Origin of the sequence: Streptomyces albidoflavus (genome assembly GCF_000719955.1) — a bacterium.
Taxonomy (GTDB): domain Bacteria; phylum Actinomycetota; class Actinomycetes; order Streptomycetales; family Streptomycetaceae; genus Streptomyces; species Streptomyces albidoflavus.
Genome location: NZ_JOII01000001.1, coordinates 291,095 through 303,179, shown reverse-complemented (window position 1 = coordinate 303,179; position 12,085 = coordinate 291,095). Strand labels below are relative to the sequence as shown.

The 12,085-nt window shown below is 73.2% G+C and carries 14 protein-coding genes; 9 read left to right on the top strand and 5 right to left on the bottom strand.

Features of this window, described 5'->3' with window-relative positions; all coding sequences use genetic code 11:
• Positions 1–62: 62 nt before the first annotated feature.
• From IF45_RS0101415 to IF45_RS0101405, 3 genes are all read left to right on the top strand, one after another.
• On the top strand, positions 63–1,229 hold the full coding sequence (locus IF45_RS0101415; RefSeq protein ID WP_242536808.1) for a PP2C family protein-serine/threonine phosphatase: 1,167 nt from the start codon (positions 63–65) through the stop codon (positions 1,227–1,229).
• A 222-nt stretch (positions 1,230–1,451) separates the two neighbouring features.
• Positions 1,452–3,173, top strand: a complete 1,722-nt coding sequence (locus tag IF45_RS0101410) for an eCIS core domain-containing protein (protein ID WP_174905198.1) — start codon at positions 1,452–1,454, stop codon at positions 3,171–3,173.
• An 85-nt stretch (positions 3,174–3,258) separates the two neighbouring features.
• Positions 3,259–4,215 carry a GlxA family transcriptional regulator gene (locus IF45_RS0101405; protein WP_003948603.1) on the top strand — a complete coding sequence of 319 codons (957 nt, stop codon included), beginning with the start codon at positions 3,259–3,261 and terminating at the stop codon, positions 4,213–4,215.
• Between the two features lie 11 nt (positions 4,216–4,226).
• Here the strand turns inward: IF45_RS0101405 and IF45_RS0101400 are convergent, their stop codons facing one another.
• Entirely contained in the window at positions 4,227–5,123 is an 897-nt protein-coding gene (locus IF45_RS0101400) for an alpha/beta fold hydrolase (RefSeq protein WP_030304965.1), read from the bottom strand.
• A gap of 143 nt (positions 5,124–5,266) precedes the next feature.
• On the opposite strand from IF45_RS0101400, the gene gap reads away from it, so the two are divergent.
• The 3 genes from gap (at position 5,267) to IF45_RS0101385 (ending at position 8,373) form a co-directional block, all read left to right on the top strand.
• Positions 5,267–6,268, top strand: a complete 1,002-nt coding sequence (gene gap, locus IF45_RS0101395) for a type I glyceraldehyde-3-phosphate dehydrogenase (RefSeq protein ID WP_030304963.1) — start codon at positions 5,267–5,269, stop codon at positions 6,266–6,268.
• Positions 6,269–6,470: 202 nt separating this feature from the next.
• A complete protein-coding gene (locus IF45_RS0101390; protein WP_003948600.1) occupies positions 6,471–6,839 on the top strand; it encodes a holo-ACP synthase in 369 nt (122 codons plus the stop codon).
• Positions 6,840–6,843: 4 nt separating this feature from the next.
• A complete protein-coding gene (locus IF45_RS0101385) occupies positions 6,844–8,373 on the top strand; it encodes a bifunctional ADP-dependent NAD(P)H-hydrate dehydratase/NAD(P)H-hydrate epimerase (RefSeq protein WP_030304962.1) in 1,530 nt (509 codons plus the stop codon).
• 86 nt (positions 8,374–8,459) lie between these two features.
• On the opposite strand, the gene IF45_RS0101380 is transcribed toward IF45_RS0101385, so the two are convergent.
• Complete coding sequence (locus tag IF45_RS0101380) at positions 8,460–8,912, bottom strand: hypothetical protein (RefSeq protein ID WP_008407277.1); 453 nt, start codon at positions 8,910–8,912, stop codon at positions 8,460–8,462.
• Between the two features lie 122 nt (positions 8,913–9,034).
• Positions 9,035–9,229 carry a hypothetical protein gene (locus IF45_RS0101375; protein WP_008407279.1) on the bottom strand — a complete coding sequence of 65 codons (195 nt, stop codon included), beginning with the start codon at positions 9,227–9,229 and terminating at the stop codon, positions 9,035–9,037.
• Between the two features lie 194 nt (positions 9,230–9,423).
• Between IF45_RS0101375 and IF45_RS0101370 the strand changes: the two genes are divergently transcribed.
• The gene (locus IF45_RS0101370; protein WP_003948598.1) at positions 9,424–10,167 is read left to right on the top strand and encodes a DUF4097 family beta strand repeat-containing protein; all 744 of its coding nucleotides are present in this window, start codon (positions 9,424–9,426) and stop codon (positions 10,165–10,167) included.
• Here the strand turns inward: IF45_RS0101370 and IF45_RS0101365 are convergent.
• Positions 10,148–10,441 carry a hypothetical protein gene (locus IF45_RS0101365; protein WP_003948596.1) on the bottom strand — a complete coding sequence of 98 codons (294 nt, stop codon included), beginning with the start codon at positions 10,439–10,441 and terminating at the stop codon, positions 10,148–10,150. The genes IF45_RS0101370 and IF45_RS0101365 overlap by 20 nt on opposite strands.
• Before the next feature lie 63 nt (positions 10,442–10,504).
• Positions 10,505–10,876: a hypothetical protein gene (locus tag IF45_RS0101360; RefSeq protein WP_003948595.1), complete on the bottom strand. Its 372-nt coding sequence runs from the start codon at positions 10,874–10,876 to the stop codon at positions 10,505–10,507.
• 219 nt (positions 10,877–11,095) lie between these two features.
• Here IF45_RS0101360 and IF45_RS0101355 point away from each other — a divergent pair, with 219 nt between their 5' ends.
• Both IF45_RS0101355 and IF45_RS0101350 read left to right on the top strand, forming a co-directional pair.
• Positions 11,096–11,845: a DUF5753 domain-containing protein gene (locus IF45_RS0101355; RefSeq protein WP_226660293.1), complete on the top strand. Its 750-nt coding sequence runs from the start codon at positions 11,096–11,098 to the stop codon at positions 11,843–11,845.
• The gene (locus IF45_RS0101350) at positions 11,842–12,036 is read left to right on the top strand and encodes a DUF397 domain-containing protein (protein ID WP_003948593.1); all 195 of its coding nucleotides are present in this window, start codon (positions 11,842–11,844) and stop codon (positions 12,034–12,036) included. Before IF45_RS0101355 ends, IF45_RS0101350 begins: the two co-directional genes overlap by 4 nt.
• Positions 12,037–12,085: the final 49 nt, after the last annotated feature.

The following is a 12,085-nucleotide window of genomic DNA, read 5'->3' as shown; positions in this document are numbered from 1 at the left end:
CTGCCACCGAGTCGTGGCGTGGCTGCGGGAAGCGGGCGCGCCGGGTGGTCACACTGCGGGGCATGGACGAGGGATCTTCTGCCGGCGAGGCGCGGGCGGCCAGGGCGGTGCGGCGGTCCTCGGACGGGGTGCGGGGGCCGTGGCTGTTGCGGGCGGAGCGGTGGGGCTGGGTGGTGCCCGCCGTGTTCTTCGTGGTGGTGGGGGTGGTGGGGTGCTGGCTGCGGCGCTCGGACGACGTCGAGAACTGGCTGCTGATGGTGCCCCTGCTGGCGGCGGCCCTGTGTTCGCCCCGGGTGACCGCCCTCTTCGGCGTGCTCGCGCTGCTGCTGAACCGGCTGTTCACGGTGGTGGCGCCGGGGCCCAACCTCCGGGTGGAGGGCTTCCTGCTGGACGTGTGCGTGGTCCTCCTGGCGGTCCTGGTGGCCGTGCTGCGCTCCCGTACCCGGGACTACGTCGTCCGGCTGCAGACCGCGGTGCTCGCCGCCCGGGAGGTGGTGGTGCGGCCCATCCCGCGCGGCTGGGGAGGGGTGGAGTCGGCCACCTCGTACCTGCCCGCCGACACCGAGGCCCGGATGGGCGGCGACTTCTACGACGTGCTGACCACCCCGCACGGGGCGCGGATCGTCCTCGGCGACGTCCAGGGGAAAGGGGTGGCCTCCCTGTCGACGGCCGGGGCCGTGGTCGGGGCGTTCCGCGAGGCCGGCTACCACGAGCGGGACATGGCCGTGGTCGCCGCCCGCGTGGAGGACGGCCTGCGCCGCCACAACGCGCTGCTCACCGCCGTCGACCCGGGCCACGAGCCGCGGTTCGTCACCGCCGTCGTCATCGGCTTCCTCGGCGACGGCAGCCACGCCGAGGTCGTCAACTTCGGCCACGAGGGGCCTCTCGTCCTCGGCCCCGGCGGAGTACGGCACCTGCCCGAGGGGCAGAACCCGCCGCTCGGTCTGGCCGAACTCACCGGCAGCGGGCCGGCCCGGATCAGCCGCGTCCCGCTGGCGCCGGGGGAGACGGTCCTGCTGGTCACCGACGGCGTCACCGAGGCCCGCGACCACCAGGGCGAGTTCTTCCCCCTCGCCGCCTGGGCCCGCGACCTCCTGGCGTCGGACGCCGGGCGGCGGACGACGGCCCCCGACGCACTGCTCGACCGGCTCGTCGGCGACCTGGCCGACCACACCGCGGGCCACCTGACGGACGACGCCACCCTCCTTGCCGTCCGCCGCACGGCCTGACGCCCGCCTTCGCCGAGCCGGTCGAGGGGCCGCCCTCGTGGCGCAACGGTCTCTCTGCCCTCAAGGGTGCCCTTGTGCGCCTACCGGGCCCGGACGGGCCGGAGGAAGATGCCGGACTGGCCTGTAACCACCACCGAGGGGACGCTCGTGCGCGCGGAGGACAGCGGTAAGGCGAAAGAGCGCGGGAGCGAGCCGGCCCGCCACCGGCCCCGGTCCTCTCAGGTGTCCGAGCGGGAGGCGCGCGTCCTCTCGCTCCAACGGCTGGCCGGCAACGCGGCCGTCTCGCGGGCGATCGACGAGGCCCGGCACCAGCACGGCCCCGGCTGCGGACACGCCGACACCTCGGTGCAGCGCAGCGCCGACTCCGAGCTGCACGAGCACGGGCCCGGATGCGGTCACGGGGAGACGACCGTGCAGCGCCGGGTGTCGCCGGGGGACGCGATCGCGAGCCCCGGCAAGCCGCTGCCCTCGCGCATCGTGGAGCGCATGGAGCAGGAGTACCCGATGAAGTTCGGCCACGTCCGTCTCCACGACAATCCCGTCGCCCAGCGATCGGCGGCCGATCACGGCGCCCTGGCGTACACCACCGGCTCGCACATCGTCAGCGGACGGTCGAGCCTCGACGACGAGACGCTGTACCACGAGGCCGGGCACGTCTGGCAGCAGGCGATGGGCAAGGTCGCCGGTACCGACGACGGAACCGGGACGAAGGTCTCCAGCCCGGGTGACCCCTTCGAGGTCAAGGCCACGGAGAACGGCCGGCGAATGGCGCGGGGGGAGAGCCCCGACCTGGCCCTGCCCGGCTCCGCCACGGGAGGCGGCGTGCAGCGCGCCGCCGGGGCCCCTGCCGAACACGTCCAGCGAGCACCGGCCAACGCCGCTCCCCAGACCGCGCCGCAGCCGCAGATCGGGCTGCCGCCGGACCTCAACGCCGCGCTCGGCAGGGAGATCCCGGACTACTGGAACGACCTCCAGTGGGCCGACAGCGGCCAGGGGTACCACACCGCCACCCTGCCCCGGGGGCACCGCGTGTGGAACGCCATCGAGGACTACGCCCGGCTCTCGCAGGAACGCGCGCCCGTCACCGCGCCGAAGGGCGAGGCCACCCGGATGGCGGCGTCCCAGTCACGTCTCGCCGACCCGGCGATCACCGACGAGCAGCGCACGTCCCACACCCGCCGGCTCCAGGAGGGCAAGCCCGGCGGCCCGCCGCCGCCCAGCAGCGCCCGCATGGACATCGTGGAGATCGTCGTCTGCGCCAACCCCACGCTGTGGCAGAAGTACACGACCAATCGGCAGATGTTCCACCAGTCGATGATCACGCACGGCAAGCAGGGGCTGGAGGCCTCGGGCCGGGACCGCAGCGACCGCATCCCCTGGGCCACCGGGAGCCGGCCCGACCTGGGCGGTGCGGCGTCGACCTCGGTCCAGCCGGGCTACCAGCGCCCCGACCAGCTGCCCCCGAGCGTGCCCCAGGGCGCCGGGGAGGCGTTCTTCTGGCACGGCACCGGGACCCACATCATGGACCTGATCGACAAGGGCGGACCGGCGCCCGAGATGGGCACGAACAAGGGGACCGCGGACAAGCCCCGGTACGGCGTGCTGGGCCAGGGCACCTACGTCGCCGACAACGCCTCCAAGGCGCAGACGTACTTCGCCTGCCCCCAGTGCGAGGACCCCGAGTGCGTGGACGCCACGCACCCGCCCCGCCAGCTGATGCTGATGCGCGGCCTCATCGGGTCGCCGGAGTTCGCGCACCTCGGGCAGAACAGGCGGGCGGAGGACCACAAGACCCTGAAGGACGGCCGGACGTCCCTGGTCAGTCCCGGCCTGAAGAAGAACCCGGCCAGGCTGGGCGCCACCGGGACCAACGAGTTCCTCATCAAGGACAAGTCGTTGCTCTACCCGGAGATCCGCGTCCACTACCGGCGGGCGGCACCGTGACGGCAGGAGGCTGATCCCGGAGCCCCGGGCCACGGACGGCATGCTCCGTGGACGGGGTGGCGGCGTGTCCGCGTAGCCTCGTTCCGTGCCCGCATCCCCCCTCCACCGCGTAGCCGTCCTCGTGCTCGAAGGGGCCAAGCCGCTCGACGTCGGGATTCCGGCGCAGGTGTTCACGACGCGGGCGAGCATGCCGTACGAGGTGCGGGTGTGCGGGGCCGCGCCGGGGCTGGTGGCCGGGGGTGACGGGCTGGCGTATCACGTGGGGCACGGGCTCTCCGCGCTCGGCTGGGCGGACATCGTCTTCGTGCCCGGGTACCGGCACCCGGACCGGGAGGACCCGCCGCCGGCCGTCGTGGCGGCGCTGGTCGGCGCGCACGAGCGCGGGGCGCGGCTCGCCGCCATCTCGACGGGGGCCTTCGCGCTCGCCGCGACGGGGCTGCTCGACGGGCGGCGGGCGACGACGCACTGGCACTACACGCGGGCGCTCGCGGCCCGGTACCCGCTGGTCCAGGTCGACGAGAACGTGCTCTTCGTGGACGAGGGGACCGTGCTGACCTCGGCCGGGGCCGCCTCCGGCATCGACCTCTGCCTGCACATCCTGCGCGGGGACCTCGGCGTGGCCGCCTCCAACCACGCGGCCCGGCGGCTGGTGGCCGCGCCGTACCGCAGCGGCGGGCAGGCGCAGTACGTGCCGCGCAGCGTGCCCGAGCCGCTGGGGGAGCGGTTCGCCGACACGCGGGAGTGGGCGCTGTACCGGCTCGGCGAGCCCCTCACCCTCGACCTGCTGGCACGCCAGGCCGGGGTCTCGGCGCGTACGTTCTCCCGGCGCTTCGTCGAGGAGACCGGCTACACGCCGATGCAGTGGGTCATGCGCGCCCGCCTCGACCTCGCCCGCGAACTCCTCGAACGGTCCGAGCGCGGCGTCGAGCAGATCGCCGCCGACGTCGGCCTCGGCACCGGCGCCAACCTGCGCCTCCACTTCCAGCGCATCCTCGGCACGACCCCGAGCGAGTACCGGCGGACCTTCACGCGGGGTGAGTAGCGGGGCGCCGGCTACGCGGGCCCCGTGCGGCCGGTGTGGGACACCAGCGCGTCGACGAGTACCGGCCACAGCTCGCGGGGGCGGTCGTGGCCCATGTCGGGGATCAGCAGGAGTTCCGAGCCGGGGACCAGCTCCGCGGTGCGCCTGCCGCCGCTGGGGTCGATCAGCGTGTCGTCCAGGCCGTGGATCACCAGCGTCGGCACCCGCAGTTCACGGAGGGCCTTCGCGCGGGAACCGCTGAGGATCATCGCGCCGAGCTGCCGGCCGATCCCGGCGGGGTGGTACGACCGGTCATGGCTCGCCGCGGCCAGTTCACGGAGCGCCGCGGCGTCGCCGTAGCGCCTGGAGGCCCACACCAGTTCCCGCTCGGCCGCCCTGACGTAGCCCTCGCGGTCCGGCGGCTTCGGGGTGAACAGCACCTCCTGCGCCTCGGGACTGGACCCGCCGTACTCGCTCTCGCCGGTGGAGGACATCATCGACGTCAGGGTCAGCACCCGCTCCGGGGAGGCGATGGCCATCGTCTGGGCGATCATCCCGCCCATCGAGGTGCCGACCACGTGAGCGCGTTCGATACCGAGCGCGGTGAGCAGGCCGAGTCCGTCGTCGGCCATGTCGCGAAGCCGGTAGGGGACCATCGCCAGGGCGGCGGGAAGGTCGCCCGAGCTGACGGCGGCGATGAACTCGCCCATGTCGACGGGGTGCTCGTCGAACTTGGTGGACAGGCCGCAGTCGCGGTTGTCGTAGCGGATCACGTACCGCCCCCGGTCCGCCAGCGCCCGGCAGAAGTCCTCGTGCCAGGCCAGCAGCTGCGCGCCGAAACCCATCACGAGGAGGACGGGCGGGTCTTCCGGGTCGCCGAAGCACTCGTACGCCAGGGACACGTCGGGGGAGACGGCGGCATCAGGCATACCCGCATCCTGGCACGGAGCGGGCCCGTGCCCCGTCCGCCTGGCGAGATCCTCGCGAACCATGGCGATCCCGCCACTGTCGGCGGCGCGGCCGGAGAACGACGCTGGTGGGACGGGACAGAAGCACAAGGGAGAGCACCCTCATGACCACTCGCATCGCCATCAACGGCTTCGGCCGCATCGGACGCAACGTGCTGCGCGCGCTGCTGGAGCGCGACACCACCCTGGAGGTCGTCGCCGTCAACGACCTCACCGAGCCCACCGCGCTCGCCCGGCTGCTCGCCTTCGACTCGACCTCCGGCCGGCTCGGCCGCCCGGTCACCGCCGACGGCGACACGCTCGTGGTCGACGGCCACCGCATCAAGGTGCTGGCCGAGCGCGACCCGGCGCAGCTGCCCTGGGCCGAGCTGGACGTCGACCTGGTCCTGGAGGCCACCGGCCGCTTCACCTCGGCCAAGGCCGCCCGCGCCCACCTCGACGCGGGCGCGCGCAAGGTCCTGGTCAGCGCCCCCTCGGACGGTGCCGACGTCACCCTCGCCTACGGCGTCAACACCGAGGCGTACGACCCGGCCGTGCACACCGTCGTTTCCAACGCCTCCTGCACCACCAACGCGCTGGCCCCGCTCGCCGCCGTACTCGACGAACTCGCCGGGATCGAGCACGGGTTCATGACCACGGTGCACGCCTACACCCAGGAGCAGAACCTCCAGGACGGCCCGCACCGCGACCCCCGCCGCGCCCGCGCCGCCGGCGTCAACATCGTCCCCACCACCACCGGCGCCGCCAAGGCGATCGGCCTGGTCCTCCCGGGCCTCGACGGCAAGCTCTCCGGCGACTCGATCCGCGTCCCGGTCCCGGTCGGCTCGATCGTCGAGCTGAACACCACGGTCGCCCGCGACGTCACCCGCGAGGACGTGCTCGCCGCCTACCGCAAGGCGGCGGAGGGTCCGCTGGCCGGCGTCCTGGAGTACTCGGAGGACCCGCTGGTCTCGTCCGACATCACCGGCAACCCGGCCTCGTCCATCTTCGACTCGGCGCTGACCCGCGTGGACGGGCGCCACGTGAAGGTCGTCGCCTGGTACGACAACGAGTGGGGCTTCTCGAACCGGGTGATCGACTCGCTGGAGCTGCTGGCGCGCGGCTGAGGCGCGGCGCGGCCTGCCACCTCCGTGGCCGGGGTGGGCCGGTCCTGTCACCGGCACCGTCCCGGCCTAGCATGGCGCTCACGCGTCGTCCCCGCGCGTGCGGGGCGGTTCCGCCCTCGCCCGGCAGAGCTGGAAAGGTCGGTAGTGGCGTGAGTGGCAGGTGTCGAGCGGTGGTCCGCGTCGTTCCCGGCGAGGCCCGGTCATGATCATCGGCGTGGGCATCGACGTGGCCGAGATCGAGCGGTTCGCCGCCTCCGTTCAGCGCACCCCGGCTCTCCTCGACCGGCTTTTCGTCCCCGCCGAGCTGGTCACCCCGAGCGGCGACCGGCGCGGCCCCGCCTCCCTAGCCGCCCGTTTCGCCGCCAAGGAGGCGGTGGCCAAGGCGCTCGGGGCGCCGGCGGGGCTGCTCTGGACGGACTGCGAGGTGTACGCCGAGGACACCGGGCGGCCCCGGTTGCGGGTGCGCGGGACGGTGGCGGCGCGGGCGGCGGAGCTGGGGGTGACCGGGTGGCATGTGTCGCTCAGTCACGACGCGGGAGTGGCGTCCGCCGTGGTGATCGCGGAAGGTTGAGGCCATGCGACATGCCCACAGCGTGCAAGCCGTCCGTGCTGCCGAGAGTGAGTTGATGGCGCGGCTGCCCGAGGGGGCGCTCATGCAGCGCGCCGCCGCCGGGCTGGCCGCCGCCTGCGCCGCCCTGCTGGCGGGACGCGGACCCGTACCCGCCGTACGTCCCGGGCGCGGTCCCGGGGTGTACGGGGCACGGGTCGTCCTGCTGATCGGTGCCGGGGGCAACGGCGGCGACGCCCTGTACGCCGGTGCGCGCCTGGTGCGGCGCGGGGCCGGGGTGACGGCGCTGCTGCTCGCCCCGGCCAAGGCGCACGCGGGCGGGCTGGCGGCGCTGGCCGCCGCCGGGGGCGAGATCATCGAGACGGCGGAGGAGACGGCGACCGATCCCGCGTACGCCGCGCACTGGCACCACGTCGAGCGGATGCTGACCCGCGCCGACCTGGTGGTGGACGGGATCACGGGGCTCGGCGGGCACGGCGGGCTGCGGACCGGCGCGGCACGGCTGGCGCACGCCGCCGAGGCCGACCAGGTGCCCGTCGTCGCCGTCGATCTGCCGAGCGGGGTCGACGCCGACACCGGCGAGGTGCACGGGCCCGCCGTCACCGCCGACCTCACCGTCACCTTCGGTACGCACAAGCCGGGGCTGCTGGTCGACCCGGCCCGGGAGCACGCGGGCACGGTCCGCCTCATCGACATCGGCCTCGACCTGCCGGGACCGGCGGCGGCCGAGGCGTTGCAGCACGCCGACGTGGCCGCGCTGCTGCCGCGTCCGGCGCCGGAGAGCGACAAGTACCGGCGGGGCGTGGTGGGGATCTGCGCCGGGTCGGCGCGGTATCCCGGGGCCGCCGTGCTGTGCGTGCACGGGGCGCTGCGGACCGGGGCGGGGGCCGTGCGGTACGCGGGCCCCGGGGACCAGGCGGTGGTCGCGCGCCACCCCGAGACGCTGGTCAGCGCCGGGCTGCCGTCCGAGGCGGGGCGGGTCCAGGCGTGGGTGGTCGGGCCGGGGCTGGGGGAGGACGAGGAGGCCGGGCGGCGCGTCGCCGACGTGCTGGCGCAGGACGTGCCCGTGCTCGTCGACGCCGACGCCCTGCGCTTCCTCGACCGGGAGCAACTGCGGGCCCGTACCGCGCCGACCCTGCTCACCCCGCACGCCGGGGAGGCGGCCCGGCTGCTCGGCGTCGAGCGGGAGCACGTGGAGGCGGCCCGGCTGGCCTCGGTGCGGCGGCTGGCGCTGGAGTACGGGGCGACGGTGCTGCTGAAGGGCTCGACCACGCTGGTGGCCGCGCCCGACGAGTCGATGCCGGTCCGGGTCAACGCCACCGGGACGCCGTGGCTGGCCACCGCCGGTTCCGGCGACGTCCTCTCCGGCGTCGTCGGCTCCCTGCTGGCGGCCGGCCTCTCCGCCCGGGACGCCGCCTCGGCCGGGGCGTACCTGCACGGCCTGGCCGCCCGCCACGCGGCCGACGGCGCCCCGGTCGACGCGCAGGACGTGGCCGGCGCGCTCCCGGCGGCCTGGCGGGACGTCAAGCGGGGCTGAGGGCGGGTGGGGAGCCCTGCAACCCTGCCTGGAGCCCTGCCCAGTGTTCACCCCGCCCGGCCTCCCGTCGGCACTCTGACGGCGGGTCAGCCGCAGACCACGTCGTGCAGTTCGATCGGGTCGGAGTCGAGCGCCACGTACGCGGTGAGCGTCTGGCGGGCGCCGCCCGCCCAGGAGGTCGTCACCGTGGCCCAGCCGAACCCGGCGGACTGGGCGACCGTGACCGGGCCGACCTCGATGGCGACCGGCTCGTTCTGGGCGCAGAGGATCACGTCGTGGTCGGGGGTCTCGGCCTGCTTGGCCTTCAGGTAGTCGGAGGTCCAGTGCTCGCGCTGGTACGGGGAGGGGCCGGTGCCGTCGTAGAACCAGCGGAGGAAGGCGCGGATCTCCTGGGCGGTGTGCCGGTCCGCCGCCTTCGCGAAGGTGGGCGCGGCCTCGGCGGTCGCGTGCGGCGGGGGCGCGGGCACGGCCGCCGACGCGGCCGGGGCCAGGGAGAGCAGGCAGGCCGCGAGCGCGGCGGCCGTCAGGTGCTTCATCATGGGCCGATCCTGCGGCCGCCGCCGGTCCCGGACCGCCCGGACGCGCCCCCGTCTCCTGCGGATGGCGTACGGAGATCCCGCCTTCGGTCCGCCCGCGCCGCCGGGCCCCAGGGAGCGTCCGGTCAGCTTTCCTCGCTCCGCGCCGCCCTCCGGCGCAGCCACCCGAAGCGGACGGCGCCGGCCGCGCCCAGCAGCGCGCCGGTCCAGCAGAGCCCGGTCATCCAGGCGTTCCGCGCGACGGTGAGCCACAGCAGGCTCACCGCGATCAGGCCCAGGGAGATCAGGAACCGGTCCTTGTCGGTCGTCTCTGGCCGCATGCTCGTCCCGCCTCTCGTCGCTCGGTCGAGGGTAGTGGCCGGAGCGCGGGATTCCGGGGAGCCCGCTTCGGAGTGGGGACAAATGGCCCACCGGACCGGGGGGTTTACCCCATGGTGACCCCGGCCGCGCGTGCCATAGCGTCGACTGCGCCGGGCCGGCCAGGGCCCGGCGGATATCGAAACGGGGTACCTCCATGCGTCCACTCCTCCGCGCTCTCGGCGCGCTCACGGTCTCCGTCGTCGCCGTAGGCGCGCTCACCTCCTGCGGCCTCGGCCGGGGCGAGCGGTACGAGGACGAGTCCACGCTCACCGGCGCGGACAAGATCACCTCGGTACGCCTGGAGAACGACTCGGGCAGCGTCAAGGTCAACGGCGTCGAGGACGGCGCCTCCACCCCGTACAAGCTGCACCGGGAACTCGACTACAGGGGCGAGCGGCCCTCGGGCGCCACCCACCGGATCGAGGACGGCGTCCTGGTCCTCGGCGACTGCGGCAACCGCTGCTCGGTCAGTTACACCGTCGACGTGCCGGCCGGGGTGCCGGTCGGCGGGGAGATCGCCAACGGGGCGATCCGGCTGGCGCGGGTCGGGGCGGTCGAGGTGTCCACGGGCAACGGCCGCGTGGAGCTGCGCGGGGTCACCGGCCCGGTCAAGGTGCGGAGCACCAACGGCCCGGTCAAGGGCACCGCCCTGCAGACCGACCGCATCCAGGCCCGCACCTCCAACGGCAAGATCGACCTCGCCTCCGACACCCCGGCCGACATTCGCGCCGAGACCTCCAACGGCGCCGTCACCCTCACCGTCCCGGAGGCCGCCTACCGGGTCTCCGCCGACACCTCCAACGGCAGCCGCACCATCGACGTCCCCGACGACCCGAAGGGCAAGTTCACGCTCGACATCCGCACCAGCAACGGCGCCGTCACGGTCCGGAACGGCTGACCCGCACGGGCCCCTCCTCCAGCCCCGGGTACTTCCGCCGCCACTCGGGGACCCGGTCCCGCAGATGCGGTTCCGGGACCTCGTAGACCGCGCTGAGGCGTTCGAGCGAGTACCCGGCGCGAAGCTGCCCGAGGATCTGCTCGGCCTTCCACTCCAGGTGGTCGAAGAGGGCGGGGTTCACGGGGGCGGGTGTGCCCACGGCGTTCACGGCGTTCACGGCGTTCACGGTCCTCAGGGGGTTCGACGGGTTCGGGGGGTGGCTCAAGGGGTTCACACGGGGTTCCTTCCACGGCGAAGAGGACGGCGGCAACGGTGGAGGTGACGATGAGCAGCGCGGTCAGGGGCCCTGCCCGTCGGCCGACGGCCGCCTGTACGCGACGCGCGGCGCGGCGAGCACCCACTTTCCGTACCCCTCCAGCTCCAGCAACCGGCTCCCGGCCGAGTACGGGGCCAACGCCCGCACCCGCCGCGCACACCCCACGACCACCACCCAGTCCCCTTCACGCACCGCCTGCGGGGAGTCCAGCAGCACGGCCACGAACCCCGGGGGCGCGTGCGGATCGGCGGCCCACGGGTAGTGCTCAAGCTCCCCGACGGGCACCTCGAAGGGAACCTCGCTGTGCACGAGGCGCACTTTCGCGCACGGTCCGGAACGGGTCAGGACGACCAGGGGGCGCCGGGTGCGGGGGTGCCAGGCGATGTAGGGCATGGGGTGCCTCTAGGGGGTGAGGGGATCTGCAACTACCCCTCAATCTGGTCCATTCCTCGATAACTTGGCGACGGATACATGTGCCGATTCGGAAGTCGGCTCATGGCACGTGGAGGGCATATGCCAGGCGGGCAAACACCCAAGGAGCTGACCCCGGATTCGGGTCGCAAGTTGTTCGGACTGCAACTGCGCAAGGCTCGTCAGCAGCGTGGGCTGAGCATGGACACGTTCATCGAGGAGTTTGTGGGCCGCACCCGCACGCCGATCAGCAAGGCGAGCCTCGGGCGCATCGAACGGGGGGAGTACTTGGCGCAGCCGGTGCTTCCGTCGTTGCTCGACCGGTTCTTCGAGACTGACAATGAACTGTTCGTCGACATGTACGACTTGGCGTGCGTGGAGGCGGTGCCACAGCAGTACAAGTTGCGCTCGAACCTGGAGCGTGAGGCGGTCGCCATCAAGGCGTATGGCGGCACCGTGATACCGGGTTTGTTGCAGACCGAGGAGTATGCGCGCGAGTTGTTTCGTGCGTGGCGACCGGGGGATGAAGGCTGGTCGGAGACGCAGGGCATCTTGCGTCGGAAACGGCAGGCTCGTCTTTCCTCCGAAGATCCTCCGTTGTTGTCCGTGCTGGTCGACGAGACTGTGCTTACCCGGCAGATCGGGACGCCCGAAGTCATGCGAACCCAATTGGAGTTCGTGCTCAGCATGGTGGACACTCCGACGTGCGAGATCCACATGGTTCCGGCAGGTCTTGGAGCCCACGGACTTCTCGGCGGCACCTTGATCCTCATGACCACCCCGAAGGGGCAGACGTACGCGTACGAGGAAGCCATCTCCACAGGCACGCTTGTGGAGGCGCCGGAGCGCGTGCAGCACCTTGAGCGTCACTGGGATCGGCTATGGGGCCGTTCTCTGTCTCCCATGGAGACGGCCCGGTTCTTGAAGAAGGCGTTGGAGGCGTTTCCATGATCGATCCTGAGTGGATCAAGTCCACCTACAGCAACGGGTCCGGCGGAGACTGTCTGGAGTGGGCCAGAGGGCACGCCGTAGCCACTGGCCTTGTTCCGATCCGTGACAGCAAGGACACGAGGCTCCCCGGCATCACCGTGAGCGGTTCCGCCTGGTCCGCCTTCGTGGGCTCGCTGAAGGCGCAGGGCTGAACGAGATCTCCCGGGGGTAGGTCCTTCGTGCTGAAGTGACCGAACTCCT